A 26,079-nucleotide genomic window follows, 5' to 3' on the forward strand; every position below is an offset into this window, starting at 1 on the left:
CGTCTGGGGATTTTTTGGGGTATGGTCGTAAAGCCTTCGCGCGATTGCTCTTTAACACCTTGATGCCTCTGGGGAAAACCGCCTTCGCCTACGACAAGTGCGTCGGGGTCATTAAATGGGCGCATTTACGACCCCAAAATCGCCAGGTTCCTTCAAGCTGACCCATTCATACAAGACCCACTCAGTACTCAATCACTGAATCGTTACTCTTACGTTTGGAACAACCCGCTTAACTCCACTGACCCCAGCGGATATATCTCGATTAAGCAAATTGTTTCAATTGTTGTGACGATCGTAGTCAGTATATATACCGCAGGTGCTGCATTAGGTTATTTATCAGCCGGACTTAGCAAAGTTGCAGCAGGTGCGATAGCGGGAGCTATTGGTGGTGCGGTAGGTGGATTTGCCGGCGGATTAGTCACAGGAGGGATTAAAGGAGCTTTGCGAGGGGCGTTATATGGCGCTGTTTCTGGGGCCGCATTTGGTGCAATTGGTGGAATAGGTTTTGGGGCAGCAGATGCTTGGGCTAGGCCGTTAGCACATGCTTTCGCTGGTGGAGTGATGTCGATACTCCAAGGAGGGAAGTTTGGTCATGGCTTTATCTCTGCTGGTCTTGCCAAAGTTGGCGGCATGAATATTACCGTGACCGATAAGGTTCTAAAAGGTGTATTGATGGCTGTCGTCGGAGGCACTATCTCGGAAATTACGGGTGGTGAGTTTGCGAACGGTGCATTAACGGCAGCATTTGCTTATGTGGCCAATGAGCTGTCTCAATATCAAAGAGCAATGAAAATCAAAAAAGAAGCGATAAGGCAAAATGATCTTATGACTCGTAAAACGGACGATGAGTTAAGAGCTATGTCTAGATCCGATTTGTATAAAAGACAAATGGCGCAGGCGGATCTCGCAACGCGTGGAAAAATGGCTGGTTCGAATACTCCATTCTCTGATGAGACAAGAATGAAAATTGATTCATTAAGAGCTGATGAGATGAGCCGAGCAAGCCGAATACATGCGATAGATGTTAAACCCGAATATTTAGCGTTTGGCTATAAGACGCTTGCGACTGGTCTTGGTGTGGCTGGGTCATGCGTTGGTTCGCTAGGTTTTGGTTGTGGAGCTGCGGCTTCATTGGGTGGCTATAGCATATATAACGATTATCAAAAACTAACAACAGGCTCTACTTTTAATAAGCAACTTTTGGGCGATCAGTATGGCACGGCGGCAGATATCACCCTGGAATTACTGGATGTAAAGGGCGCTTATAAAGCTCCGATGAGATTGCTTGGTGGTGATAATGTCTCAGACTTGCCTTCAAATGTTATGGGAACGGGGGAGTTTATAAAGAGGCTCGATGGAAATGAATAAAAAAGGAAAATATTTATACCTTCTTGGACTTGTTGCCCTTTGCATTTTTTCCATGCCGTATCTTATTGCGTCGTATAGAGTTACATCTGAAGATAAGGCTAAAGATGTTGAGGCTGTTAGGTATCTGTCCGGTAAGCTTGTCGATTATGCTTGTAAGGAGGATAAATCCAAGGGGGTCACATCCTCGGATATTTTTTTGGTGGAGAGTGGAGGCCAAAGTATCTCTTACACTGTTGGCTTTTTAGCCTGTGATGAGGCATCAAAAGGACTTGATGAATTTTTAGGAAATAATCTAGAGGTTTTTTACGTTAAACTTTTTTGGTATGCGAAAACACTTAGTGTGAGATTGGATTCCAGAAAAGAGGTCGTTAGTTTTAAAGAAGTAAAAGATGGTTATTTTGGCCCCCGAAAGTTTTTGTTGTTCTTCGTTCTGTCTAGCTTTTTATTGTGGTTGTTTATTTGTTATAAGGAAAAAATCTTAGAAACTCGGTTTTTTAAACGTATCACAGCCTTAAAAAACCAATCTGATTTATAACTGAGAAACTCCCACCCAGCATTAAAGGGGTCAAGCATTAAAGGGGTCAGAGCCCTTTAGTTGATTCGCGAAAGTGGCGCGAAAGTGGGGTCCGCGAAAGTGGGGTCAGGTCTTGTCATTTGCTCTTGCAAGGCTTACTCACTTTAGTGGAAGATGAACGAAAGGCAAAAAACAAGACCTGACCCCACTTTCGGAGGATATTCGAGCTGCCTGGCAAACTGTAATGTCATCGGAACAATAGGGGACGTGGCACAGATTCCCTGATTTTATAAGCTGAGAACCCCCCACCCAACGCCCCGCCAGGAATCTGCCGGGGCGTTACTATAGCGTTACTATAGGGGACGTGGCACAGTTTAATTTTTGTGGTTAGAATAAAAATCGATTTTTTAGTCAAGGAAGAAAGAGATGCCAAGGAGAGCACGAATCAGTTTGGCGGGTGTCCCGCATCATATCATTCAGCGCGGCAATAACCGCGCAGCCTGTTTTTACAGTGAAGACGATTATCTTTTTTACCTGGACTGGCTGAAAGAATACAGCGAAATCAGCCAATGCCAGGTGCATGCCTATGTGTTGATGACCAACCATGTTCATTTGCTGTTGACGCCAAAGACAGAGTCCGGCGTTGGCCTTTTGATGCGGCGCCTGGGTCAGCGGTATGTGCAGTACATTAATCGCACCTATCGGCGCAGCGGCACCTTGTGGGAGGGGCGCTTTAAGTCTTGCATTACCCAAGAGGAAGATTACGTGTTGGGTTGTTACCGATATATTGAATTGAACCCGGTTCGTGCCAGTATGGTATCGCACCCGGCAGAATACCGCTGGTCAAGTTATCGAGTGAATGCACAGGGCGAGGCCAGTGAATTAATTGCTCCACAGGAAATGTATTGTCGCTTGGGTGGGGAAGCAGAAAATCGGCAGCGCCATTATCGCGAGCTGTTTCGCTATCATCTTGATCCGGGTTTGGTGGATGACATCCGTCAGGCAACGAATGGCAATTACGCTCTGGGCAGTGATCGATTCAAGCAGGAAATTGAATCGGCGATAGGCCGCAGAGTCACGAGAGGTCGTTCGGGTCGCCCCAGAAAAAAAAGATGATTGAACAGGTATCTTATAGTTGAGAAAACACGACCCAACGCCCCGCCATTGATCTGCCGGGGCGTTATTTTTGGTCAGCTGCTGGCAGTGAATTACCCGCCCATCTGAATCAGCCGCTCCTTGAGCTGTTGTTGCCGCTGCCGGATAATCGAGAGTACCTGCCCCAGCCCAACCAGGCTGTGCGGCGGCAGCTCAAACCGGCTGACCATCTCCGCCATCATGCCCTCGATGGCATCGTATAAAAATCCGTTAAGGGCAAAGACCTGGTAAAACTCATCGTTGAGTTGAACCAGCTGCGCCCGCGATAGATGAATTTTATCCGCTGTGGAATTACTATTACTTCCAGCCATTGTTGACTCCTTCTTAGTCAGTGGTGGTGAGCTGGCCCTGAGTGTTGCTGCACCTGGGGCCAGCGCTTTTTGAAATCTTATCCAGCCAGGCGATTGGCGGTGTGCTTGAGGATCAAGCTATCGAGTACCGCCTTGGCAATCTTCTTCTCCTCTTTATCGAACTGGCTCAATGCCTCGAACTGCATTTGCAGATCATCTGAGGGGCCGCGTTCGCTGTCTTCAAAAATCAGCTCATCGGTTGTGATGCTAAAAGTTACAGCGATCTTCTTGAGTATCTCCAGGGAAGGCTGAGAGGTACCGGCTTCATAGCGCTTTACCTGAGTGACATGAATGCCAATGGCATCAGCCATGCCTTGCTGAGTGAGATCATTGTCCTTGCGCAGCTGTAAAAATCGGATTGGGAAGCTCATAGCGATCCATAAAGTCATTGTCGGGTTCGCCATTGATTATCTCCTTCGATCTAACTGGGGTTGACATGAGTATCTATAAAGATACTAAAATAATGCAAAGTTAGATACTTGACAAGTTTTTGGGGAAATCAGGTTATGGCGCGAATTGCAGACGAAGTGATCGAACGGTTAAAAAATGAGGTGTCATTACTGAACCTGATCGAAAGCCAGGGCTACCAACCGGTGAAGCAGGGTAAGGATTACGCGATCTGCTGCCCATTCCACGAGGAGAAGACGGCCAGCCTGATCATCAGCCCATCCACCAACCTGTTTAACTGCTTTGGCTGTGGTGCGGCGGGTTCGGTCATTGATTGGGTGATAAAGACCCAGGGCGTGAGCTTCCGCCATGCTGTCGAAATCCTGCAATCCGATTGTTCCTTAGCTGCACCGGTCCAGCCGGTAAAACGCTCTGTCACCAAAAAGCTGGATCCACTGTTGCCGGAAAATGCCGAGGCTCAACCCCTGTTGCGCCAGGTGGTGGATTATTACCACCAGGCATTGAAGGAAAGCCCGGAGGCGTTGGCGTATCTCGATAGTCGCGGGCTGAATCATCCAGAACTGATTGAGCGTTTTAAGCTGGGTTATGCCAATCGGACGTTGGGGTATCGATTGCCACCGAAGCGCACCAAGGCGGGGGATGCATTGCGGGGCCAATTACAGGAAGTGGGTATTTATCGGTCATCCGGCCACGAGCATTTTAATGGTTCTTTTACGGTTCCCATTTTTAACGCTGTTGGTGATGTGCTGGAACTGTATGGCCGGAAAATCCGGGACGATCTGCGCAAGGGTACGCCCAAGCACCTGTATCTGCCTGGATCTCATGCGGGTGTTTGGAATGCGGATGGATTAGCTGGTCAGAAAGAAGTGATCCTCTGTGAAGCCCTGATTGATGCGATGACGTTCTGGTGTGCGGGGTATCGCAATGTCACCGCCAGCTATGGCACACAGGGTTTTACCGATGACCACCTGGTGTTGTTTAAACAGTGCGGTATTGAGCGAGTGCTGATTGCCTATGACCGAGATGAGGCGGGAAATGCTGCGGCTGAGAAATTGGCCGAACGACTGCAAAAAGAGGGCTTTGCCTGTTATCGGCTCAACTTCCCCAAGGGGGCAGATGCGAACAGTTATGCGGTTGAGGTGACAGGTGACAGGAAACAGGATACAGGGGGAGCGGCAGCGCGTTTGGGCGCGGTGATACGAAATGCGCAATGGCTTGGAAATGGGGAGGAGCCATCTTCATTAGCTGCTGAATCAACAGAGGTTGCGCCACCGGCGGCGGCTGTTCCTGATGCGCCTGCTAATCCCATTGATGCTGACGTATCGGACAGAGAGGTTAACCTGGTGTTTGGTGATCGAAAGTACCGAGTGCGTGGCCTTGAGAAAAACAAAAACTACGAAGTGTTAAAGGTCAATGTGCTGGCCAGTAACGAATCTGGGCTTCATGTGGACAGCTTTGATCTGTACTCGGCGCGGCATCGTCAGGGGTTTATCAAGGTGGCGGCGTTGGAGTTGTCGGTGGAGGAAAACACCCTCAAAGCCGACCTGGGCAAAGTGTTGTTAAAGCTGGAGGAGTTACAGGAGCAGCTGATTGGCGGCGGTGTGGTTGAGGAGCAGTCGTCCAGCTCACTGAGTGATGACGAGAAATCCGAAGCCCTGGAGTTGCTGAGTGATCCTGAACTGCTGGAGCGTATCTTGTGCGACTTTAGCCGCTGTGGAGTTGTGGGTGAGGAAGTGAATAAGCTGGTGGGGTATCTGGCGGCGGGTAGCCGAAAACTGGATCGACCCCTGGCGGTAATAATCCAGAGTACCAGTGCCGCCGGTAAAAGCAGTTTGATGGATGCGGTTTTAAATCTGATGCCAGAGGATGAGCGGGTGCAATACTCGGCGATGACCGGGCAGAGTTTGTTTTATATGGGTGAGACCAATTTAAAGCACAAGATACTGGCCATTGCTGAGGAGGAGGGGGCGAGTAATGCCAGCTATGCGCTCAAGCTGTTGCAGAGTGAAGGGGAAATCACCATTGCCAGTACTGGCAAAGACGATGACACCGGGGAGTTGGTAACGCGTGAATATCGCGTTGAAGGCCCGGTAATGCTGTTTTTAACCACCACCGCTATTGATATTGATGAGGAACTGTTAAACCGTTGCCTGGTGTTGACGGTGAATGAATCCAGAGAGCAGACGCGGGCTATCCACGAGGCGCAACGGCGGCGGCGCACACTGGAGGGATTACAGGCTAAGTTGGAGAAAGATCGTCTTGTTGCCCTGCACCGTAACGCCCAACGCCTGTTGCGGCCGCTGGCGGTCATCAATTCCTACGCTGACCAGCTCACCTTCCTTGACGATAAAACTCGCACTCGCCGGGATCATGAGAAATACCTGACCCTGATTGACAGTATTGCGCTGTTGCACCAGTACCAACGAGAAGTAAAAACCATCAACCACGCTGGCAAGGATCTGGAATATGTGGAGGTACAGCTTAGTGATATTGAGACGGCCAACCGGCTGGCCCATGAGGTATTGGGGCGTACCCTGGATGAACTGCCGGCACAGACTCGCAAGCTGCTGCGGTTAATCCAGAGAATGGTGCGAGAAGCTTGCCAGGCGGACAGTATCGAGCAGCGTGATTATCGTTTTAGCCGCCGGGATGTGAGAGAGGCGGTGCAGTGGAGTGACACCGCGTTAAAAATCCATATGGCTCGATTGGTGGAGCTGGAATATCTGTTGGTTCACCGGAGTAGTCGAGGCCAGAGTTATGACTATGAGCTGCTGTATGACAACTCGGAAGGCCACGACCAACAACACATGATGGGCCTGATTGATGTTAAAAAACTCCAGTACGACAATCAGCGGTCAGGGCAAAACGTAACCCGGTCAGGGTCTGGTCAGCCCCCGGTCAGGGGGTGGTCAGGTGTCGAAAAATTGCCTGAGTCCAGTAATGACAAGGCTTTGCCAGAAGGTGGTCAGAAAAGCCGAAAAAGCACCTCTAGCCAGAAAAACAACACTCGGTCGTACGATGTGCAGGAGGCACAAGTGTCGCGGGCGCAGGGAAGCGCAGGAGCGACCCGTACAGGTAATCCCCAACCATTAGCTGCCCAAGCAGGCCACTAATGTCTGACGGGCCTACCGATCCAGAAGGCTTTACCAGCCACCTGAATCGCTACTTTGCCAGTTGCCGGGCGCAGGGTTATACGGAGACGACAATCAAGACCTGGACAGCGAATCTGCGGTTGTTTGCGGAGTGGTGTTCTGATCGAGGGTTGTCTCAACCGAAACAAATCACCTATCCCATCCTGAGCCGTTATCAACGCTACCTGGTGTACTACCGGCGGAGTAATGGTGAACCCATATCGACCCACACCCAAGGTGTAAGACTAAGTGCTATAAAGGGCTTTTTTAAATGGCTGACGCGGGAGCGGTATATCCTCTACAACCCGGCCAGTGAATTGCAATTGCCGAAGAAACAGCGGCGGCTGCCGAAAGCGATACTGACCGAGGAAGAAATAAACACCATCCTTGATCTACCGGACGTTAACGATCCCTATGGCTTGAGAGATCGAGCGATCCTGGAAGTGTTGTACTCCAGCGGCATCCGACGGATGGAGCTGGTAAATCTGACGGTGCAGAGTATCGACCAGGCGCGAGGGATTGTCTTTGTGGAGCAGGGCAAGGGCCAGAAAGACCGTGTGGTGCCGATTGGAGATAGAGCCCTGAATTGGGTAAAACGCTATATGGCCGATGTGAGGCCGGAACTGGTGGCGGGAGAGGATGACTGGACGCTGTTCCTGACCCAGTACGGTGAACGGTTCTCCAACGAAGGTATATCGAGACGTGTGAAGAAATACATTGACCGGGCCAACCTGAATAAAACCGGCAGCTGCCATCTGTTCCGCCATGCGATGGCGACCCATATGCTGGAGAACGGTGCGGACATCCGTTATATCCAGGAGATATTGGGACACAGCAAATTAGAGACCACGCAGATATATACCCAGGTCTCGATCTTGAAATTGAAAGAGATCCATCGAGCGACCCATCCAGCGAAGATTGAAAAAGTGGAAGGACGGGAGAGTCATTAACGCTGTAGAGACATGGGAGGATGGCAGAGACGATAAAGCCGCCGCTGGCCACATCAAGGCTTGTCACGGCGCTTGCAAACCAAACCCCGCAACCGTTGCGCCAACCCTACATGCGTCCAGCGGCACAGGTTTATTTACCCACCCCCGCGCTTCCGGCCGCAAGCGTCCTTCAGGGCGCGCCCCAGGCGTGGGGCTTCACCGCCCCAACGGCACTTAACATAATGCTGAAATTATGCGCAGTGTGTTATGTCGTGCGCCGGGCAAGGCCATCCCAATAGCCAGCAATGTAAGGCCGGCACACCACACAACCCACTGTCCGCTGCGCCGCATAATTTGCATTATGTGTAAATGCCGCTGTGGCTTTAAGGGGGCGGCAAGCCGCCAAAGGCACTCTCTATAACCGCTGTATCAACTCCTCTGCGTTACGCGCGGAGTCAACCAATCACATTGCCCACCCTCCAGTGCCGCGCGTGGGCACCTGCGGTGTGGCAGCAAAAACCCGCTGCCCCATCCTCGCCGCCTTCGCTAAAACCCACCCTTTTTAGCTGCTAAACAGGGGCGCTGCCGCGCCCCTGCAAGATCATTAAAAACCAGCGGCTAAATGAAAAAGTGCGTCTGGGGATTTTTTGGGGTATGGTCGTAAAGCCTTCGCGCGAACGCTCTTTAACACCTTGATGCCTCTGGGAAAAACGCCTTCGACTACGACAAGTTGCGTCGGGGTCATTAAATGGGCGCATTTATGATGCGAAGATTGCGCGGTTCTTGCAGGCGGATCCTATGATTCAAGATCCGCTCAGTACCCAATCACTGAATAGGTACTCCTACGTTTGGAACAATCCGCTCAATGCCACCGACCCGACTGGTTTTATTTCGATAAAGCAGATTGTTTCGATTGTTGTAGCGATAGTCGTGTCTGTTGTTACATATGGTGCTGCTTTAGGATGGGCTGCTGGGTGGGGCTTGACTGGTATAGCACAAACAGCTGTTGCTGGCGCTATTGCAGGTGGGTTTGCTGGATTCGCAGGAGGGCTTATAACTGGAGGTATAAAAGGTGCACTTAGAGGAGCATTGAATGGTGCAATATCCGGCGCAGCTTTTGGTGCGTTAGGGGGAAGCTCTCTAGGAGGAGAGTTGTCTGTTGAAGCAGTACTAGCCTACGGAGCTGTTGGTGGTATTACAAGTGTTTTACAGGGAGGTAAGTTTGGACATGGTTTCTTGTCAGCGGGAATAAGTGCTATAGCTGGTGGTGCTAAATGGGTTAAGTCGCAAGTTGTCGAAGCAAGAGCACTAATAAAAGCTGTTATAGGCGGAACAATTTCTGAGATTACTGGCGGCAAGTTTGTCAATGGTGCTGTAAGCGCAGCATTTAGTGAGTTATTTAGCAGCGAGTACTCAGTTAAAAGTCAAGAAGCAAAGCGTGCCGCTAGAGCAGCAGCATGTGCGTATGATGGGGGCGATTGCTCTGGATTCAGAGTCCTTAATCCTAAAGCTGATCTGGGAATAGATGCAGTTGTTGATGATCCCGCCAGTGGGTTCCAGGCCAAAATACTTGAAGATGATCAGGGCACAATTATTTCGTTTAGAGGTACTGATGAGGGAAAAGATTGGGGTACAAATATTCCACAAGGTGTGGGGCGTGAAACAAAACAATATGAGCTAGCAATCAAATTGGCAACTGATGTCAAGAGCGTTGTAGATGGAAACCTACTGCTAACGGGGCATTCTTTAGGTGGTGGGTTAGCTAGTGCTGCGTCTATTGTGACCAATACGAGGGCTATCACATTTAATGCTGCTGGACTTCATGCGAAAACGGTAGCTAGATATGGTGCAAATATAAGTGTAGGAACACAGCTAATTGATGCATATTATACAAGTGGTGACATATTAAGCTTGCTTCAAGATATGACTCCTATGCCTAATGCGGCTGGGAATAGAATAAGAATGGCACCAAAAGGGTTAAAAGACCCATTAACTCTTCACTCCCAATTTTAGGTGCAGTTTATGGCAAAAAGATACGTTAAATATTCAATGATCTTTTTTATATTGACATTATTAGCTTGTAAAAACGACGAGTTGGTTGATGGAGTTAGAATGTCGGAATTTTATTCAAGCGAATCAGTGAAAAAATTGGTTCTTGCTGCATCACGTGGAAAGATAACGGTAGTAGAACGCTTGGTAGAATCAGGCGTTGATATCAACACAGTTGGTAAAGATGGCTTTACACCTCTTTTGGGGCCGTTATTGGTGGAAAATAAGAAAGGTGTGCAGTCTCTTCTTAAATATGGTGCAGATCCTAATATCGAGATTACAGTCGCTTCTCTAAAAGGAAGGTCGGCAATATGGATTGCTTCAGAAATGGAAGACCCTTTCTTTTTGAAGGCCATGTTGATGAATGGCGGTGACCCAAACTTTATTAATAATCATCAGTTTGGGGATGGTCTCCTTCATGCTGCAATAATGGGAGCACATAAAAACAGGCTCGAAAGGGTAAAAATATTAGTTGAAAGTGGATCAAATGTTAACTTGTTAGGAGGTAACGAATATACACCTTGCCTGCAAGCCGCAGTGCTTAATCAGTTTCATATAGTTGCGTATTTAATTGAAAACGGAGCCGACTGTTCAACGGAATCAAGGCAAGGAGTTAGTTTGGCCAAAATTTTATCTCGACAAAATCTTGATCCTTCAAGTGACCAATATAAGTGGCGTGAGAAGGTAATTCAGTTAACAAACGATAAAAGGGGTCGGTGACAAGTGATAGTTTCTCTCATTTGATTTTCGTCCCTGCCGAAGGGACGCATTTGTTTTTTGAAAAGTCGCCCTGATTTATAACTGAGAACCCCCCACCCAACGCCCCGCCAGAATTTGCCGGGGCGTTATTTTTGGTCGGTTGCTGGCAGAATTAATAATAATAGGGGACAGACCACGGTTTTTTAAGTAAAGTGGATTGAGTTTTTTGTTCAAGGAAGAAAATTATGCCAAGGAGAGCGCGAATCAGTTTGGCGGGTGTTCCGCACCACATCATCCAGCGCGGCAATAACCGCGCAGCCTGTTTTTACAGCGACGATGATTATCTTTTTTACCTGGACTGGCTGAAAGAATACAGCGAAATTAGCCAATGCCAGGTGCATGCCTATGTGTTGATGACCAACCATGTTCATTTGCTGGTGACGCCAAAAACAGAAGCAGGCGTGGGAGTTTTGATGGGTCGCCTGGGTCAGCGGTATGTGCAGTACATTAATCGCACCTACCGGCGCAGTGGTACTTTGTGGGAAGGGCGCTTCAAATCATGTATTACCCAAGAGGAAGATTACGTGCTGGGTTGTTACCGATATATTGAATTGAACCCGGTTCGTGCCAGTATGGTATCGCACCCGGCAGAATACCGCTGGTCAAGTTATCGAGTGAATGCACAGGGCGAGGCCAGTGAATTAATTGCTCCACAGGAAATTTACTGTCGCTTGGGTGGGGAAGCAGAAAATCGGCAGCGCCATTATCGCGAGCTGTTTCGCTATCATCTTGATCCGGGTTTGGTGGACGACATCCGTCAGGCGACGAATGGCAATTACGCGCTGGGCAGTGATCGATTCAAGCAGGAAATTGAATCGGCGATAGGCCGCAGAGTCACGAGAGGTCGTTCGGGTCGCCCCAGAAAAAAAAGATGATTGAACAGGTATCTTATAGTTGAGAAAACACGACCCAACGCCCCGCCATTGATCTGCCGGGGCGTTATTTTTGGTCAGCTGCTGGCAGTGAATTACCCGCCCATCTGAATCAGCCGCTCCTTGAGCTGTTGTTGCCGCTGCCGGATAATCGAGAGTACCTGCCCCAGCCCAACCAGGCTGTGCGGCGGCAGCTCAAACCGGCTGACCATCTCCGCCATCATGCCCTCGATGGCATCGTATAAAAATCCGTTAAGGGCAAAGACCTGGTAAAACTCATCGTTGAGTTGAACCAGCTGCGCCCGCGATAGATGAATTTTATCCGCTGTGGAATTACTATTACTTCCAGCCATTGTTGACTCCTTCTTAGTCAGTGGTGGTGAGCTGGCCCTGAGTGTTGCTGCACCTGGGGCCAGCGCTTTTTGAAATCTTATCCAGCCAGGCGATTGGCGGTGTGCTTGAGGATCAAGCTATCGAGTACCGCCTTGGCAATCTTCTTCTCCTCTTTATCGAACTGGCTCAATGCCTCGAACTGCATTTGCAGATCATCTGAGGGGCCGCGTTCGCTGTCTTCAAAAATCAGCTCATCGGTTGTGATGCTAAAAGTTACAGCGATCTTCTTGAGTATCTCCAGGGAAGGCTGAGAGGTACCGGCTTCATAGCGCTTTACCTGAGTGACATGAATGCCAATGGCATCAGCCATGCCTTGCTGAGTGAGATCATTGTCCTTGCGCAGCTGTAAAAATCGGATTGGGAAGCTCATAGCGATCCATAAAGTCATTGTCGGGTTCGCCATTGATTATCTCCTTCGATCTAACTGGGGTTGACATGAGTATCTATAAAGATACTAAAATAATGCAAAGTTAGATACTTGACAAGTTTTTGGGGAAATCAGGTTATGGCGCGAATTGCAGACGAAGTGATCGAACGGTTAAAAAATGAGGTGTCATTACTGAACCTGATCGAAAGCCAGGGCTACCAACCGGTGAAGCAGGGTAAGGATTACGCGATCTGCTGCCCATTCCACGAGGAGAAGACGGCCAGCCTGATCATCAGCCCATCCACCAACCTGTTTAACTGCTTTGGCTGTGGTGCGGCGGGTTCGGTCATTGATTGGGTGATAAAGACCCAGGGCGTGAGCTTCCGCCATGCTGTCGAAATCCTGCAATCCGATTGTTCCTTAGCTGCACCGGTCCAGCCGGTAAAACGCTCTGTCACCAAAAAGCTGGATCCACTGTTGCCGGAAAATGCCGAGGCTCAACCCCTGTTGCGCCAGGTGGTGGATTATTACCACCAGGCATTGAAGGAAAGCCCGGAGGCGTTGGCGTATCTCGATAGTCGCGGGCTGAATCATCCAGAACTGATTGAGCGTTTTAAGCTGGGTTATGCCAATCGGACGTTGGGGTATCGATTGCCACCGAAGCGCACCAAGGCGGGGGATGCATTGCGGGGCCAATTACAGGAAGTGGGTATTTATCGGTCATCCGGCCACGAGCATTTTAATGGTTCTTTTACGGTTCCCATTTTTAACGCTGTTGGTGATGTGCTGGAACTGTATGGCCGGAAAATCCGGGACGATCTGCGCAAGGGTACGCCCAAGCACCTGTATCTGCCTGGATCTCATGCGGGTGTTTGGAATGCGGATGGATTAGCTGGTCAGAAAGAAGTGATCCTCTGTGAAGCCCTGATTGATGCGATGACGTTCTGGTGTGCGGGGTATCGCAATGTCACCGCCAGCTATGGCACACAGGGTTTTACCGATGACCACCTGGTGTTGTTTAAACAGTGCGGTATTGAGCGAGTGCTGATTGCCTATGACCGAGATGAGGCGGGAAATGCTGCGGCTGAGAAATTGGCCGAACGACTGCAAAAAGAGGGCTTTGCCTGTTATCGGCTCAACTTCCCCAAGGGGGCAGATGCGAACAGTTATGCGGTTGAGGTGACAGGTGACAGGAAACAGGATACAGGGGGAGCGGCAGCGCGTTTGGGCGCGGTGATACGAAATGCGCAATGGCTTGGAAATGGGGAGGAGCCATCTTCATTAGCTGCTGAATCAACAGAGGTTGCGCCACCGGCGGCGGCTGTTCCTGATGCGCCTGCTAATCCCATTGATGCTGACGTATCGGACAGAGAGGTTAACCTGGTGTTTGGTGATCGAAAGTACCGAGTGCGTGGCCTTGAGAAAAACAAAAACTACGAAGTGTTAAAGGTCAATGTGCTGGCCAGTAACGAATCTGGGCTTCATGTGGACAGCTTTGATCTGTACTCGGCGCGGCATCGTCAGGGGTTTATCAAGGTGGCGGCGTTGGAGTTGTCGGTGGAGGAAAACACCCTCAAAGCCGACCTGGGCAAAGTGTTGTTAAAGCTGGAGGAGTTACAGGAGCAGCTGATTGGCGGCGGTGTGGTTGAGGAGCAGTCGTCCAGCTCACTGAGTGATGACGAGAAATCCGAAGCCCTGGAGTTGCTGAGTGATCCTGAACTGCTGGAGCGTATCTTGTGCGACTTTAGCCGCTGTGGAGTTGTGGGTGAGGAAGTGAATAAGCTGGTGGGGTATCTGGCGGCGGGTAGCCGAAAACTGGATCGACCCCTGGCGGTAATAATCCAGAGTACCAGTGCCGCCGGTAAAAGCAGTTTGATGGATGCGGTTTTAAATCTGATGCCAGAGGATGAGCGGGTGCAATACTCGGCGATGACCGGGCAGAGTTTGTTTTATATGGGTGAGACCAATTTAAAGCACAAGATACTGGCCATTGCTGAGGAGGAGGGGGCGAGTAATGCCAGCTATGCGCTCAAGCTGTTGCAGAGTGAAGGGGAAATCACCATTGCCAGTACTGGCAAAGACGATGACACCGGGGAGTTGGTAACGCGTGAATATCGCGTTGAAGGCCCGGTAATGCTGTTTTTAACCACCACCGCTATTGATATTGATGAGGAACTGTTAAACCGTTGCCTGGTGTTGACGGTGAATGAATCCAGAGAGCAGACGCGGGCTATCCACGAGGCGCAACGGCGGCGGCGCACACTGGAGGGATTACAGGCTAAGTTGGAGAAAGATCGTCTTGTTGCCCTGCACCGTAACGCCCAACGCCTGTTGCGGCCGCTGGCGGTCATCAATTCCTACGCTGACCAGCTCACCTTCCTTGACGATAAAACTCGCACTCGCCGGGATCATGAGAAATACCTGACCCTGATTGACAGTATTGCGCTGTTGCACCAGTACCAACGAGAAGTAAAAACCATCAACCACGCTGGCAAGGATCTGGAATATGTGGAGGTACAGCTTAGTGATATTGAGACGGCCAACCGGCTGGCCCATGAGGTATTGGGGCGTACCCTGGATGAACTGCCGGCACAGACTCGCAAGCTGCTGCGGTTAATCCAGAGAATGGTGCGAGAAGCTTGCCAGGCGGACAGTATCGAGCAGCGTGATTATCGTTTTAGCCGCCGGGATGTGAGAGAGGCGGTGCAGTGGAGTGACACCGCGTTAAAAATCCATATGGCTCGATTGGTGGAGCTGGAATATCTGTTGGTTCACCGGAGTAGTCGAGGCCAGAGTTATGACTATGAGCTGCTGTATGACAACTCGGAAGGCCACGACCAACAACACATGATGGGCCTGATTGATGTTAAAAAACTCCAGTACGACAATCAGCGGTCAGGGCAAAACGTAACCCGGTCAGGGTCTGGTCAGCCCCCGGTCAGGGGGTGGTCAGGTGTCGAAAAATTGCCTGAGTCCAGTAATGACAAGGCTTTGCCAGAAGGTGGTCAGAAAAGCCGAAAAAGCACCTCTAGCCAGAAAAACAACACTCGGTCGTACGATGTGCAGGAGGCACAAGTGTCGCGGGCGCAGGGAAGCGCAGGAGCGACCCGTACAGGTAATCCCCAACCATTAGCTGCCCAAGCAGGCCACTAATGTCTGACGGGCCTACCGATCCAGAAGGCTTTACCAGCCACCTGAATCGCTACTTTGCCAGTTGCCGGGCGCAGGGTTATACGGAGACGACAATCAAGACCTGGACAGCGAATCTGCGGTTGTTTGCGGAGTGGTGTTCTGATCGAGGGTTGTCTCAACCGAAACAAATCACCTATCCCATCCTGAGCCGTTATCAACGCTACCTGGTGTACTACCGGCGGAGTAATGGTGAACCCATATCGACCCACACCCAAGGTGTAAGACTAAGTGCTATAAAGGGCTTTTTTAAATGGCTGACGCGGGAGCGGTATATCCTCTACAACCCGGCCAGTGAATTGCAATTGCCGAAGAAACAGCGGCGGCTGCCGAAAGCGATACTGACCGAGGAAGAAATAAACACCATCCTTGATCTACCGGACGTTAACGATCCCTATGGCTTGAGAGATCGAGCGATCCTGGAAGTGTTGTACTCCAGCGGCATCCGACGGATGGAGCTGGTAAATCTGACGGTGCAGAGTATCGACCAGGCGCGAGGGATTGTCTTTGTGGAGCAGGGCAAGGGCCAGAAAGACCGTGTGGTGCCGATTGGAGATAGAGCCCTGAATTGGGTAAAACGCTATATGGCCGATGTGAGGCCGGAACTGGTGGCGGGAGAGGATGACTGGACGCTGTTCCTGACCCAGTACGGTGAACGGTTCTCCAACGAAGGTATATCGAGACGTGTGAAGAAATACATTGACCGGGCCAACCTGAATAAAACCGGCAGCTGCCATCTGTTCCGCCATGCGATGGCGACCCATATGCTGGAGAACGGTGCGGACATCCGTTATATCCAGGAGATATTGGGACACAGCAAATTAGAGACCACGCAGATATATACCCAGGTCTCGATCTTGAAATTGAAAGAGATCCATCGAGCGACCCATCCAGCGAAGATTGAAAAAGTGGAAGGACGGGAGAGTCATTAACGCTGTAGAGACATGGGAGGATGGCAGAGACGATAAAGCCGCCGCTGGCCACATCAAGGCTTGTCACGGCGCTTGCAAACCAAACCCCGCAACCGTTGCGCCAACCCTACATGCGTCCAGCGGCACAGGTTTATTTACCCACCCCCGCGCTTCCGGCCGCAAGCGTCCTTCAGGGCGCGCCCCAGGCGTGGGGCTTCACCGCCCCAACGGCACTTAACATAATGCTGAAATTATGCGCAGTGTGTTATGTCGTGCGCCGGGCAAGGCCATCCCAATAGCCAGCAATGTAAGGCCGGCACACCACACAACCCACTGTCCGCTGCGCCGCATAATTTGCATTATGTGTAAATGCCGCTGTGGCTTTAAGGGGGCGGCAAGCCGCCAAAGGCACTCTCTATAACCGCTGTATCAACTCCTCTGCGTTACGCGCGGAGTCAACCAATCACATTGCCCACCCTCCAGTGCCGCGCGTGGGCACCTGCGGTGTGGCAGCAAAAACCCGCTGCCCCATCCTCGCCGCCTTCGCTAAAACCCACCCTTTTTAGCTGCTAAACAGGGGCGCTGCCGCGCCCCTGCAAGATCATTAAAAACCAGCGGCTAAATGAAAAAGTGCGTCTGGGGATTTTTTGGGGTATGGTCGTAAAGCCTTCGCGCGAACGCTCTTTAACACCTTGATGCCTCTGGGAAAAACGCCTTCGACTACGACAAGTTGCGTCGGGGTCATTAAATGGGCGCATTTACGATCCGAAGATTGCCAGGTTCCTTCAGGCTGACCCGTTTATACAAGATCCGTTAATGAGTCAGAGCCTAAACAGATACGCATATGTTTGGAACAATCCGCTCAACGCTACCGACCCAAGTGGATATTTTGTATTCACGTTAACGGCGATAATTTTGACGGCAGCTGAGGTAGTCACAGCACTTGAAGCAATCGCATTATTATTCTTTGCCGCAGGATTTTTAGATGCTGTGGTACAAGGTGCGAGCCTTAAAGATGCGTTCTTAGCGGGCATCTCATCTGCTGCACTTTCAGCCCTTGGAGGCTCCTCTCTAAATCCAGGCGCAGGGTTTGGATTTAATCCAGGTACATACAAGTTTGTTGCAGCAATGGGAACTCTATCGGGAGTTACTTCAGTGCTTCAAGGCGGTAAATTTGGTCATGGATTTGCGTCTGCTGGCTTAGGAGCAATAGCTGGCGGGTCGTTGAAGCTAGACAATATTAAAAATGTCGCCGCAAAAACAGCAGTAAAAGCTATTGTTGGAGGAAGTCTTTCCACTGTATCCGGCGGAAAGTTTGCAAATGGAGCTATTTCTGGCGCATTCTCGTCATTGGCGAATGATTACGGTGAAAGCTTAAAACCAGATCAACGTCTCGAATTAACAATTACATTTGAAGTGGAATTAGATGTCCCCGACCCTGAAATAGAGCCTATTGCAAATGAAGATTCCATTACTCGAACAATGGATGGAGGTGCGTCAGGAGCGCCGAGGCCAGTTCCAGTATCAAATGGGAAAGGTTCTGTAAGGCTTAAGATCTATTTACCTCCTAATATAAGTCGAGATTTGGCGAATGTTCTGGCTACGGATACAAGGACGGTTAGTGCGATAGACTTTGCTAGTTCGGGTGTTGACCCACAAAAATTATCTTATGGTGTTGCATCTTTAGGAGACTATGGGGATAGGCTGCAAAAAGCTGCGTTGGGCACTATTGGCCTCGCCGTTTCTGCTCCTGTTATAATAGGCGAATTGGGTGTTGTGCAAACTATTGTTTGGGCAGATAGGCTTACTACGGTAGATACATTTGTAGGTTTATTTTCTGACCTAAATGCAAGGGACGTATTTTCTACTGGCGTGGGCCTTAGTAGAGAGGCTGTTACAACTTATGCAGATCGTTTGCAGAGAACATCTAGGTTTGGTTCGCCATCCAAAGCAGCCGCTGTTATCGGTGTTGCGGTATCTCAAACAGTGTCGAATTTGCCATGAGAGAAATAGAGGGTAGAAATTTATTCACATATATTTTTTGGGTGAGCATTCCATCATTGCTTGTGTTCTTTTTGTTGGAAAAGTATGTCAGTTTTTATGTCGTTATTTTAATGATAATAATTATAAATTCTATAACCTCTAAGTTATTGTTTAATAGACTTTTGGGCTTAAAGAAAGATGTCTTGCTGCGTTGTGTTTTATTATGCTCTACAACCAGCTTAGTTTTTTTTTGGTTAATATTTTTTTATGATATTACCGCTAAAAATAGCATTGAATTGACGTTGATGTTGCTGACGAAATATACAATAGATTATTTGTTTTTATCTAAATATTTGGTAGTGTTAAAAGAATAAACAATAATAATAATAGGTGTCCCTGGCGAATTACTAATTCAAGACGAAGTTGGCAATTGAAAAAGCCCTCGACAATAACTTTTCCACTCAAAGCCGTCCAAGCTGGAGCGGTTGAACGTCGTGGTAACGGGCGTTTTCCCGTTTAATGAATCGTGAGCACGGTGCAGGTTGTAGTAATCCTGATAATCTGCCAGCTTTCTCTCAAGGTCATGTACATTCCAGAAGAAGGTTTGATCGAGCAACTCTCTTCGAACACTGCCAATTAACCGCTCCACAAAAGGATGAGACATCGGTGCGTAAGGAATGGATTTGATTTCTTCAATATCCCGTATACGTAAATTGGCTTTCCAGCGGTGGTACTGAAACAGCGGGTCATTATCCGAGCTAAGTCGCTGAGGTAGATCTTTCCTGGCAGCAATTCGGTTAAACATTCGGCATAGGGCCAAGCCATCCACACTGCCTTGGTGGGCAGCAAAGCCAACAATACGACGGGTACACTGATCCATCACCACCAATACCCAGTGGCTCTTTAGGTGAATCGACTCACACCGGAATAAGTCCAGGCTCCATAGGCTGTCTTTGGCATGGCCAAGTGTCGTTAGCCAAGATGGGCCTTTGTTTCTTGGATCGGGTTTGTAGTGTTTGGCTAATACACGACGTACCACGTCTTTATCAATGTTCAGCCCAAAAGCCAGATTGATCTGCTGGGCAATACGTGGGCAGCCATAGCGGGGATTACGCTGTTTGATATCGATGATGGCTTGAATTAGATTTTGGTGAGGGCCTTTGGGGCCAGGTCTTTGTTTGGGACGCTGGCTGGAAAAGAGTAAATGATATTTGCGCTGCACAAGGGCTTTATGAAACTTCAAAAGGGTTGCAGGCCGAATAACTATGGCAGCCCTGAGCAATCGTTTGGAGTTTAAAAAGGATGCCAATAAACCCAGTAGGCCTCGGTCTATTGTTGAAAGATTCTGTGCACTTTGTTGAGTTTTGCGATAAATCAACAGTTGCTGTTTGAGCAGCAGGTTTTCGGCCACAAGGGTTTGATAAGCATTTGGCCTGGCCAAACGAGCAAGCACCCGCAGCAGTTCGAATAGTAATGTTAGTACATTGTTCACGGCAGCAAGCCTAACTGGCAGATCTTGCTGATTCAATGGGAGAGTATTAGTGATTCGATTAACTGCCGGATATTTGCCGGGATGAGTAATGCTTGGTTATGCTCCATAGTGTAAATTGCAACGAGCGATTCCACTTTAAAGTTAATAAAAACAATGATTTAAGATATTTTTGGTGGGCTTTTAACCAGCTGATCGTGGATTGAGATTCTGTACAGTCTTTTAATATTTATTATCAATACAACCAGTTAGACCGTAAGGTTTGACTGGTTTTTATTTTTATAAACTCTATGCCGGAAATTTGCCTGTATGTTTTGTATTGATGATGCTAAAAATTATTTTTTGTTGGCGGTAAGTGTCACGAAATAGGATGGCTATTTTTATCTGAGTTATTTTCGAGGTTACTTATTACGAATGCCGAAAGCTTAAATGTCCGTTTTTAGAATTGTGGATTATAGAGTTATTACTGAGAAACTACGCGGTTAACTCTATGAATCCATTTGCACCAGATATAGAAGAAACGCTTGACCTAAAAGAAGCAGCTATCTTTTTGAGAATGTCCCCCGCAGTTCTGCGTCAAAAGGCTGCCGCCGGTTGTGTGCCGGGGGCCAAACCTGGTAAGTGTTGGGTTTTCCTTAAGTCCGACCTTGTCACTTATCTAAAGTCTTTGTATTCTGTATCTCAGCAAGCGCCGTGTAGTGATAAGGAGGATATCTCATGTCACTTTATAAACGCGGCAACATCTGGTGGGTCAAATTTACGGCCCCCAACGGACAGTTCATACGCCGATCTACTAAAACTTCGGATAAACGACTCGCACAAGAGTTCCACGACCAATTAAGGTCAGAATCTTGGCGGGTTGCTTATCTAGGCGATAAGCCAAGAGTTACTTGGCAAGAGGCCGTAGTTCGATGGACTTCCGAAAAAGAAGGCTGTAAACGCTCTCTGGATAAAGATTTATTGATATTCAAATGGCTACATCCTTATCTTGGTAGTTTTTATTTGGATGAGATTAGTCGAGAGCTAATAGCAGCAATTACTCAGGCAAAACTAGCCGAAGGAGTAAAGCCAAGTACAGTGAACCGTCATTTGGCTTTGCTAAGAGCTGTGCTACGTTGTGCAGAAAGGGAATGGGAGTGCATTGATAAGGCTCCTTATATTCGATTTCTGTCAGAGCCTAAACGCCGTGTGCGTTGGTTACGTAGAAGTGAGGCTGATAAAGTTTTGTCAGAATTGCCAGAGCATCTAGCGGAGATGATGCGTTTTACTTTGGCAACCGGGTTGCGAGAAAAAAATGTTACCCAGCTAAAGTGGTCTCAAGTTGATGCTCATCGGCAGTGTGCTTGGATTCACCCTGATGAAGCAAAAGGGAAGCAAGCTATTGCAGTCCCTTTGAATCAGGATGCGATTGATGTGCTCACGCGCCAAGAAGGGAAGAACTCGACTTATGTGTTTACCTATAAGGGTAAAGCCGTATGGCGAGCAAATAATCATGCTTGGCGCAAAGCATTAAAGCGTGCTGGTGTTAACGATTTTCGCTGGCACGATTTACGTCATACTTGGGCAAGTTGGCACATACAGGCTGGAACTCCGCTGCATGTGCTACAGGAACTTGGCGGTTGGTCTGATGCGTCAATGGTGCGGAAGTACGCGCACCTGTCAGCAAGTCACCTAACTGCCTACGCAGACAAACTAGCAATATCTGCGTAAGTGTTCTGTACCAAGTAAGGGCACAAAATTGGGCACAATCAAAAAAGGCCTACACGCCGAAAAACGTATAAGCCTTTGATATATATGGTAGCTATGACTGGACTTGAACCAGTGACCCCAGCATTATGAATGCTGTGCTCTAACCAGCTGAGCTACATAGCCACAAAATACTATTCCTGCCATCGGCAAGGCCGCGCATTCTCTATGCTTTACTAGGTTTTGTCAAGCGTCGTTCCGACGGCTTTTTATCGGACTTTTTATCGACTAATCACCACTCTTAGCGACCCGGCCACTACCAACGCAGCACCGGCATAATTGAGGATTCCCAGCTGTTCCGGAATAAACAACCCCGGCCAGATTTGCAGGCACAGGGGTATGATAAATAGCGTCCAGATGGGTACGGTAGTGAGTGTGGCGCTGACCTTGGTGGCCTGCCAGTGGTGCAGGGCGGCGGTGAAGCAGGCGTAGGCTACCAGGGTGTTGGCGCCGCACAGTACCAACAGCAGCCACTGTCCGGCGCTGAGTTCCGGTACCAGGGGAAATGAAAACGGCAGCAGGGTGATGGCGCCGATAAAAAACACCGCCAGGTTGAGTTGCTGGGCCTCAATGTGTTTGAGAATGCGCTTTTGTATCAGGGCGTAGATAGCCCATACCAGTGCCGCCACGACGATAAGCAGAATGCCCAAACCGTAGTCTCCCGGGTTGGCCAGTAGGGATTCAAGGCGGTGATGAAAGAACAGCAGCAGGCCGAATACAAAAATTCCGCACCCCAGCCATTGTCGTGGTGAAAAGGGCTCTTTGTAGAGCAGGATGCTGCCAATCAACAGCATGATCGGCGCCAGCTGAATCAAAACCTGCGACGCACTGGGGGTGATGTGATTAACGCCCCAGGCGAAGAACAGGTAGTTGCCCGCCAACATCAGCCCGGCAATCAGAGTGGCGAATAACAGCCTGGGTTGCGTCAGCTTTGTCAGGTTGTTGTCCTTTTTGCGGAAACTGAGAATCGCCAGCAACATGACCCCCGCGATCAGGAAGCGGTAAAACGCAGAGCTGGCCGGTGACATATCGCTTAACACGCCTTTGAGCATAATGGGCAGCGTTGCCCACATCAGGGCTGCGCCCAGGGTCAGTGGCAGGCCGAGTTTCCAGTTGTTGTGGGGCATGGTGGCTCCAGATTGTCGGTTTAATATTGTACGGCAGCACATGGCATCTGCTGCGGTAGTTGGTTTAACTGGTGTGTAAATTTTGCGCAACAGCCAGCACCAGGCCGTAGCGTGCGCTTTTGCCAATGGCCACCAGAATCACAAAGGGCAGCAGCCGGGTTTTCATCAGCCCCGCTACAAAGGTCAGCGGGTCGCCGATGATTGGTAACCAGGCAAATAAAAGAGAGACGGTGCCGTATTTTTGAAACCCCGCTTGGGCTCGCTGCAGTTTATCTGGTTTGAAGGGGAACCAGCGACGATTTTGGAAGTGCAGCAATTTCAGGCCCAAATACCAGTTCAATATAGCCCCCAAGGTGTTACCTGCTGAGGCAGTTAGCCATAACCACCGGGGAGAGTAGCCTTCAACGATCAGCGCGCCCAGTAACACTTCCGAGCCCAGTGGTAGCAAGGTGGCGGCGAGGAAGGCGGAGGTGAACAGGGAGAGGTAGGGCATGGTGATCGAAGTGTGAGATCCTTCGCTGCGCTCAGGATGACAGAGAAAAGCTCAGGATGACAGAGGAAAGCTCAGCATCGTAGCCCGTGTGAAGCGTAGCGGAACCCGGGGTCACAGCCGCTCACAAAGACATTCCCGGGTTCTGCTGCGTTGCGCCGGGCTACGGGAGTGGGCTCAGACGTTGAATCTAAAGTGCACCACATCTCCGTCTTTGACAATGTAGTCTTTGCCTTCCAGTCGCCATTTGCCCGCTTCTTTGGCACCGGCTTCGCCGTTGTTGGCCACAAAATCGTCGTAGGCCACTACTTCGGCGCGGATAAAGCCTTTTTCAAAATCCGTGTGGATTTTGCCCGCAGCTTGCGGTGCGGTGGCGCCTACCGGCACGGTCCAGGCGCGCACTTCTTTGGGGCCGGCGGTGAAGTAGGTGTGCAGGCCCAGCAGTTGGTAACCGGCGCGAATTACCCGGTTCAGCCCTGGTTCTGCCATGCCCAGGTCTTGCAGAAATTCGGTTTTTTCGTCGTCGTCCAGTTCGGCAATTTCCGCTTCCAGCTTGTTGCAGATGGCCACCACCACGGCGTTTTCGGCGGTGGCGATGGTGTTAACTTTGTCCAGTAGCGGGTTGTCGTCAAAGCCGTCTTCGTCCACGTTGGCGATGTACATGGTGGGCTTGACGGTGAGCAGAGTCAGCTCTTTGAGTTTGTCCAGTTCGTCGTCGTTAAGGCCAAAAGAGCGCAGCGGTTTGGCTTCGTCCAGGTGGGGCTGGATTTTTTCCAGCAGGGCTTTCATCACAATGGCGTGTTTGTCTTGCCCCTTGGCGGCCCGGGTGTAGCGTTGCAGTGCGCGCTCTACGGTGTCCAGGTCGGCCAGCGCCAGTTCGGTGTTGATCACTTCCACGTCTGCCAACGGGTCGATCTGGCCGTCTACGTGCACCACGTTGTCGTCTTCAAAGCAGCGCACCACGTGGGCAATGGCGTCGGTTTCGCGAATATTGGCGAGAAATTTGTTGCCCAGCCCTTCGCCTTTGGATGCGCCCGCCACCAAACCGGCGATATCCACAAATTCCATGGTGGTGGGAATGGTCTTCTCGGGTTTGACGATCTCTGCCAGTTTGTCCTGGCGAGCGTCGGGGACCATCACCACGCCGGTATTGGGTTCGATGGTGCAGAACGGGAAGTTTTCGGCGTCGATACCCGCTTTGGTGAGTGCGTTAAACAGGGTGGATTTGCCCACGTTGGGCAGGCCGACAATGCCGCAGTTGAAGCCCATGTTAAAAACCTCGGGTCGCACGTCAGACGTCGCACGTCGGACGCTAAAATCACTAGTTTGTTGTCATTCTGAGCGCAGTGAAGAATCTCGCTATCGGTTCGAGCCTGAGGTCCTTCGCTGCGCTCAGGATGACGGAGTTTTTCGATATATCATGCAGAATGCAGCTCCGTCATCGCCAATTCCCACTTGCCTTCCACTGCCAGGGGCAGACTGCGCAGGGCGTTGTCGATGCTGCCGTCTATGTGTTGCTGGTCGCTTTTGCTGGCTTTACAGAGCACGTAGTTAATCACGTCTTTGGCGTTACCGGGGTGGCCGATGCCGATGCGCAAACGGGCAAATTCCCTACTGTTGCCGAGCGCCTGTATGGTGTCGCGCAGGCCGTTGTGTCCGCCGTGGCCGCCGCCGTTTTTAAAGCGCGCGGTGCCGGGGGGCAGGTCCAGTTCGTCGTGAACCACCAGTATGGCTTGCGGGGCAATCTGGTAGAAGCGCGCCATGGCGCCAATGGCCTGGCCACTGCGGTTCATAAAGGTGGTGGGAATCAGCAGGCGCACGTCCCGGTTGCCTATACGAACTCGCGCGGTGTCACCAAAGAATTTGCTTTCCGGCTTCAGCGCAACGCCGCATTGACGGGCCAGCTCCACAACGAAATCGGCCCCGGCATTGTGACGGGTCCGGTCGTATTTGGGGCCTGGATTTCCCAGGCCCACAATCAGTTCGACCATATTTCCGTTCAATGTCGGGGCCTCTGGAGGGGGCAGTGGAAAAGAGATTACTCTTTGCCAGCGGCCTCTTCATCGTCAGCGGCTTCGTCGCCAACCGTCGGTACGTCACCTTCGGCGGGGGCGTCTTCGTCGCTGTCTTCTTCAACAACGGCTTTCGGCTGGTTGACGGCAGCGACCGGCAGGTCGTGGTCTTCACCGTGAGACAGGGCAACGGATTCAACACCTTCCGGCAGTTTGATGTCGGAGATGTGCAGGCTCTGGCCAACAGCCACTTCTGCCATGTCCACTTCCAGATATTCCGGCAGGTCGGCAGGCAGACAGGTGATTTCCAGCTCGGTCATGGTGTGGGCAATTACGCCGCCTTCCTGCTTCACGCCCACGCAGCTGTCTTCGTTAATAAAGTGCAGTGGTACGTTTACGGTCAGGGCGCGTTTGGGGTTCACCCGCAGAAAATCCACATGCAGGATGCGAGCTTTGGCCGGGTGGCGTTGCAGGTCTTTGAGGATGGCGGGTTGTTCGGTGCCTTCAATATCCAAGGTGACAACGTGCGAGTAGAACGCTTCGTTTTCCAGCGCTTTGGCGATGTCTTTGTGAGGGATACTGATCATTACCGGGGGGCGTCGGGTGCCACCGTAAACAATGCCAGGGATTTCGTCAGCCAGACGGCGTTGGCGGCGGCTCGCACCTTTCCCAACGTCCTGGCGGACCTTAACGCTAAGGGTAAAATCGTCAGACATGGTCTGAGTCTCCTTTCTTTTCTTACCGAAGTAAGCTCACCGTTCTCTGCGACCGATTGCGGTGAGGGTTTAAAAAATCCCCGCCAATAAATGACGGGGATGCTTGTATCAGCCAATGTTT

General features: G+C 50.3%; 22 protein-coding genes, 1 tRNA gene and 2 pseudogenes. 14 read left to right on the forward strand and 11 right to left on the reverse strand.

The window, feature by feature from the left end; genetic code table 11:
- Positions 1 to 123: 123 nt before the first annotated feature.
- The 4 genes and pseudogenes from ACVBEJ_RS13565 to ACVBEJ_RS13580 form a co-directional block, all read left to right on the forward strand.
- A pseudogene (locus ACVBEJ_RS13565) lies at positions 124 to 240 on the forward strand (RHS repeat-associated core domain-containing protein); the annotation flags it as partial.
- 45 nt (positions 241 to 285) lie between these two features.
- Positions 286 to 1,368, forward strand: a complete 1,083-nt coding sequence (locus ACVBEJ_RS13570; protein WP_447130182.1) for a hypothetical protein — start codon at positions 286 to 288, stop codon at positions 1,366 to 1,368.
- Positions 1,355 to 1,903 carry a hypothetical protein gene (locus tag ACVBEJ_RS13575; RefSeq protein WP_447130183.1) on the forward strand — a complete coding sequence of 183 codons (549 nt, stop codon included), beginning with the start codon at positions 1,355 to 1,357 and terminating at the stop codon, positions 1,901 to 1,903. The genes ACVBEJ_RS13570 and ACVBEJ_RS13575 overlap by 14 nt, the downstream gene beginning before the upstream one ends.
- Positions 1,904 to 2,308: 405 nt before the next feature.
- Entirely contained in the window at positions 2,309 to 2,998 is a 690-nt protein-coding gene (locus ACVBEJ_RS13580; RefSeq protein ID WP_447130184.1) for a transposase, read from the forward strand.
- A 92-nt stretch (positions 2,999 to 3,090) separates the two neighbouring features.
- On the opposite strand, the gene ACVBEJ_RS13585 is transcribed toward ACVBEJ_RS13580, so the two are convergent.
- A complete protein-coding gene (locus ACVBEJ_RS13585) occupies positions 3,091 to 3,348 on the reverse strand; it encodes a hypothetical protein (RefSeq protein WP_447130185.1) in 258 nt (85 codons plus the stop codon).
- A 77-nt stretch (positions 3,349 to 3,425) separates the two neighbouring features.
- On the reverse strand, positions 3,426 to 3,791 hold the full coding sequence (locus ACVBEJ_RS13590; RefSeq protein WP_447130186.1) for a helix-turn-helix domain-containing protein: 366 nt from the start codon (positions 3,789 to 3,791) through the stop codon (positions 3,426 to 3,428).
- Between the two features lie 102 nt (positions 3,792 to 3,893).
- On the opposite strand from ACVBEJ_RS13590, the gene ACVBEJ_RS13595 reads away from it, so the two are divergent.
- From ACVBEJ_RS13595 to ACVBEJ_RS13615, 5 genes are all read left to right on the forward strand, one after another.
- Positions 3,894 to 6,908 (forward strand): CHC2 zinc finger domain-containing protein, encoded by a 3,015-nt coding sequence (locus ACVBEJ_RS13595; protein ID WP_447130187.1) that lies wholly within the window; start codon positions 3,894 to 3,896, stop codon positions 6,906 to 6,908.
- Complete coding sequence (gene xerC / locus ACVBEJ_RS13600) at positions 6,908 to 7,876, forward strand: site-specific tyrosine recombinase XerC (RefSeq protein ID WP_447130188.1); 969 nt, start codon at positions 6,908 to 6,910, stop codon at positions 7,874 to 7,876. The genes ACVBEJ_RS13595 and xerC (ACVBEJ_RS13600) overlap by 1 nt, the downstream gene beginning before the upstream one ends.
- A 735-nt stretch (positions 7,877 to 8,611) precedes the next feature.
- Positions 8,612 to 9,868, forward strand: a complete 1,257-nt coding sequence (locus tag ACVBEJ_RS13605) for an RHS repeat-associated core domain-containing protein (protein ID WP_447130203.1) — start codon at positions 8,612 to 8,614, stop codon at positions 9,866 to 9,868.
- A 9-nt stretch (positions 9,869 to 9,877) separates the two neighbouring features.
- A complete protein-coding gene (locus ACVBEJ_RS13610; RefSeq protein WP_447130189.1) occupies positions 9,878 to 10,624 on the forward strand; it encodes an ankyrin repeat domain-containing protein in 747 nt (248 codons plus the stop codon).
- Positions 10,625 to 10,848: 224 nt separating this feature from the next.
- Positions 10,849 to 11,538, forward strand: a complete 690-nt coding sequence (locus tag ACVBEJ_RS13615; protein ID WP_447130190.1) for a transposase — start codon at positions 10,849 to 10,851, stop codon at positions 11,536 to 11,538.
- A 92-nt stretch (positions 11,539 to 11,630) separates the two neighbouring features.
- Here ACVBEJ_RS13615 and ACVBEJ_RS13620 read toward each other — a convergent pair whose 3' ends face one another.
- Both ACVBEJ_RS13620 and ACVBEJ_RS13625 read right to left on the reverse strand, forming a co-directional pair.
- Positions 11,631 to 11,888, reverse strand: a complete 258-nt coding sequence (locus ACVBEJ_RS13620; protein WP_447130185.1) for a hypothetical protein — start codon at positions 11,886 to 11,888, stop codon at positions 11,631 to 11,633.
- A gap of 77 nt (positions 11,889 to 11,965) precedes the next feature.
- On the reverse strand, positions 11,966 to 12,331 hold the full coding sequence (locus ACVBEJ_RS13625; protein ID WP_447130186.1) for a helix-turn-helix domain-containing protein: 366 nt from the start codon (positions 12,329 to 12,331) through the stop codon (positions 11,966 to 11,968).
- 102 nt (positions 12,332 to 12,433) lie between these two features.
- Between ACVBEJ_RS13625 and ACVBEJ_RS13630 the strand changes: the two genes are divergently transcribed.
- The 3 genes from ACVBEJ_RS13630 (at position 12,434) to ACVBEJ_RS13640 (ending at position 18,399) form a co-directional block, all read left to right on the forward strand.
- Positions 12,434 to 15,448 (forward strand): CHC2 zinc finger domain-containing protein, encoded by a 3,015-nt coding sequence (locus ACVBEJ_RS13630; RefSeq protein ID WP_447130187.1) that lies wholly within the window; start codon positions 12,434 to 12,436, stop codon positions 15,446 to 15,448.
- Entirely contained in the window at positions 15,448 to 16,416 is a 969-nt protein-coding gene (gene xerC, locus ACVBEJ_RS13635; protein WP_447130188.1) for a site-specific tyrosine recombinase XerC, read from the forward strand. Before ACVBEJ_RS13630 ends, xerC (ACVBEJ_RS13635) begins: the two co-directional genes overlap by 1 nt.
- Positions 16,417 to 17,151: 735 nt before the next feature.
- Positions 17,152 to 18,399, forward strand: a complete 1,248-nt coding sequence (locus tag ACVBEJ_RS13640) for an RHS repeat-associated core domain-containing protein (RefSeq protein ID WP_447130204.1) — start codon at positions 17,152 to 17,154, stop codon at positions 18,397 to 18,399.
- A gap of 391 nt (positions 18,400 to 18,790) precedes the next feature.
- Here the strand turns inward: ACVBEJ_RS13640 and ACVBEJ_RS13645 are convergent, their stop codons facing one another.
- Positions 18,791 to 19,870, reverse strand: a complete 1,080-nt coding sequence (locus ACVBEJ_RS13645; RefSeq protein WP_447130191.1) for a transposase — start codon at positions 19,868 to 19,870, stop codon at positions 18,791 to 18,793.
- Positions 19,871 to 20,357: 487 nt separating this feature from the next.
- On the opposite strand from ACVBEJ_RS13645, the pseudogene ACVBEJ_RS13650 reads away from it, so the two are divergent.
- Both ACVBEJ_RS13650 and ACVBEJ_RS13655 read left to right on the forward strand, forming a co-directional pair.
- Positions 20,358 to 20,522 (forward strand): annotated as a pseudogene (locus ACVBEJ_RS13650) (helix-turn-helix domain-containing protein); the annotation flags it as partial.
- Positions 20,523 to 20,584: 62 nt separating this feature from the next.
- Positions 20,585 to 21,577, forward strand: a complete 993-nt coding sequence (locus ACVBEJ_RS13655; protein WP_447130192.1) for a tyrosine-type recombinase/integrase — start codon at positions 20,585 to 20,587, stop codon at positions 21,575 to 21,577.
- Between the two features lie 85 nt (positions 21,578 to 21,662).
- Here ACVBEJ_RS13655 and ACVBEJ_RS13660 read toward each other — a convergent pair.
- From ACVBEJ_RS13660 to ACVBEJ_RS13685, 6 genes are all read right to left on the reverse strand, one after another.
- Positions 21,663 to 21,739: transfer RNA gene (locus ACVBEJ_RS13660), tRNA-Met, on the reverse strand.
- Positions 21,740 to 21,834: 95 nt separating this feature from the next.
- Positions 21,835 to 22,740, reverse strand: a complete 906-nt coding sequence (locus tag ACVBEJ_RS13665) for a DMT family transporter (RefSeq protein ID WP_447130193.1) — start codon at positions 22,738 to 22,740, stop codon at positions 21,835 to 21,837.
- 64 nt (positions 22,741 to 22,804) lie between these two features.
- Entirely contained in the window at positions 22,805 to 23,233 is a 429-nt protein-coding gene (locus ACVBEJ_RS13670; RefSeq protein ID WP_447130194.1) for a YqaA family protein, read from the reverse strand.
- Between the two features lie 174 nt (positions 23,234 to 23,407).
- Positions 23,408 to 24,499 carry a redox-regulated ATPase YchF gene (gene ychF / locus ACVBEJ_RS13675; RefSeq protein WP_447130195.1) on the reverse strand — a complete coding sequence of 364 codons (1,092 nt, stop codon included), beginning with the start codon at positions 24,497 to 24,499 and terminating at the stop codon, positions 23,408 to 23,410.
- A gap of 149 nt (positions 24,500 to 24,648) precedes the next feature.
- Complete coding sequence (gene pth, locus ACVBEJ_RS13680) at positions 24,649 to 25,221, reverse strand: aminoacyl-tRNA hydrolase (RefSeq protein WP_447130196.1); 573 nt, start codon at positions 25,219 to 25,221, stop codon at positions 24,649 to 24,651.
- A 47-nt stretch (positions 25,222 to 25,268) separates the two neighbouring features.
- Positions 25,269 to 25,958 carry a 50S ribosomal protein L25/general stress protein Ctc gene (locus ACVBEJ_RS13685; protein WP_447130197.1) on the reverse strand — a complete coding sequence of 230 codons (690 nt, stop codon included), beginning with the start codon at positions 25,956 to 25,958 and terminating at the stop codon, positions 25,269 to 25,271.
- Between the last annotated feature and the right edge of the window lie 121 nt (positions 25,959 to 26,079).

Source organism: Porticoccus sp. GXU_MW_L64, from assembly GCF_052983295.1.

What these genes read in the sequence shown, in the direction of transcription:
- ACVBEJ_RS13585 (WP_447130185.1), bottom strand. Translation starts at nt 3,348, where the DNA reads ATGGCTGGAAGTAATAGTAATTCCACAGCGGATAAAATTCATCTATCG.
- ACVBEJ_RS13670 (WP_447130194.1), bottom strand. Translation starts at nt 23,233, where the DNA reads ATGCCCTACCTCTCCCTGTTCACCTCCGCCTTCCTCGCCGCCACCTTG.
- ACVBEJ_RS13620 (WP_447130185.1), bottom strand. Translation starts at nt 11,888, where the DNA reads ATGGCTGGAAGTAATAGTAATTCCACAGCGGATAAAATTCATCTATCG.
- ACVBEJ_RS13575 (WP_447130183.1), top strand. Translation starts at nt 1,355, where the DNA reads ATGGAAATGAATAAAAAAGGAAAATATTTATACCTTCTTGGACTTGTT.
- ACVBEJ_RS13595 (WP_447130187.1), top strand. Translation starts at nt 3,894, where the DNA reads ATGGCGCGAATTGCAGACGAAGTGATCGAACGGTTAAAAAATGAGGTG.
- ychF (WP_447130195.1), bottom strand. Translation starts at nt 24,499, where the DNA reads ATGGGCTTCAACTGCGGCATTGTCGGCCTGCCCAACGTGGGCAAATCC.
- ACVBEJ_RS13615 (WP_447130190.1), top strand. Translation starts at nt 10,849, where the DNA reads ATGCCAAGGAGAGCGCGAATCAGTTTGGCGGGTGTTCCGCACCACATC.
- xerC (WP_447130188.1), top strand. Translation starts at nt 15,448, where the DNA reads ATGTCTGACGGGCCTACCGATCCAGAAGGCTTTACCAGCCACCTGAAT.
- ACVBEJ_RS13580 (WP_447130184.1), top strand. Translation starts at nt 2,309, where the DNA reads ATGCCAAGGAGAGCACGAATCAGTTTGGCGGGTGTCCCGCATCATATC.
- ACVBEJ_RS13625 (WP_447130186.1), bottom strand. Translation starts at nt 12,331, where the DNA reads ATGGCGAACCCGACAATGACTTTATGGATCGCTATGAGCTTCCCAATC.
- pth (WP_447130196.1), bottom strand. Translation starts at nt 25,221, where the DNA reads ATGGTCGAACTGATTGTGGGCCTGGGAAATCCAGGCCCCAAATACGAC.
- xerC (WP_447130188.1), top strand. Translation starts at nt 6,908, where the DNA reads ATGTCTGACGGGCCTACCGATCCAGAAGGCTTTACCAGCCACCTGAAT.
- ACVBEJ_RS13685 (WP_447130197.1), bottom strand. Translation starts at nt 25,958, where the DNA reads ATGTCTGACGATTTTACCCTTAGCGTTAAGGTCCGCCAGGACGTTGGG.
- ACVBEJ_RS13590 (WP_447130186.1), bottom strand. Translation starts at nt 3,791, where the DNA reads ATGGCGAACCCGACAATGACTTTATGGATCGCTATGAGCTTCCCAATC.
- ACVBEJ_RS13630 (WP_447130187.1), top strand. Translation starts at nt 12,434, where the DNA reads ATGGCGCGAATTGCAGACGAAGTGATCGAACGGTTAAAAAATGAGGTG.
- ACVBEJ_RS13655 (WP_447130192.1), top strand. Translation starts at nt 20,585, where the DNA reads ATGTCACTTTATAAACGCGGCAACATCTGGTGGGTCAAATTTACGGCC.
- ACVBEJ_RS13610 (WP_447130189.1), top strand. Translation starts at nt 9,878, where the DNA reads ATGGCAAAAAGATACGTTAAATATTCAATGATCTTTTTTATATTGACA.
- ACVBEJ_RS13665 (WP_447130193.1), bottom strand. Translation starts at nt 22,740, where the DNA reads ATGCCCCACAACAACTGGAAACTCGGCCTGCCACTGACCCTGGGCGCA.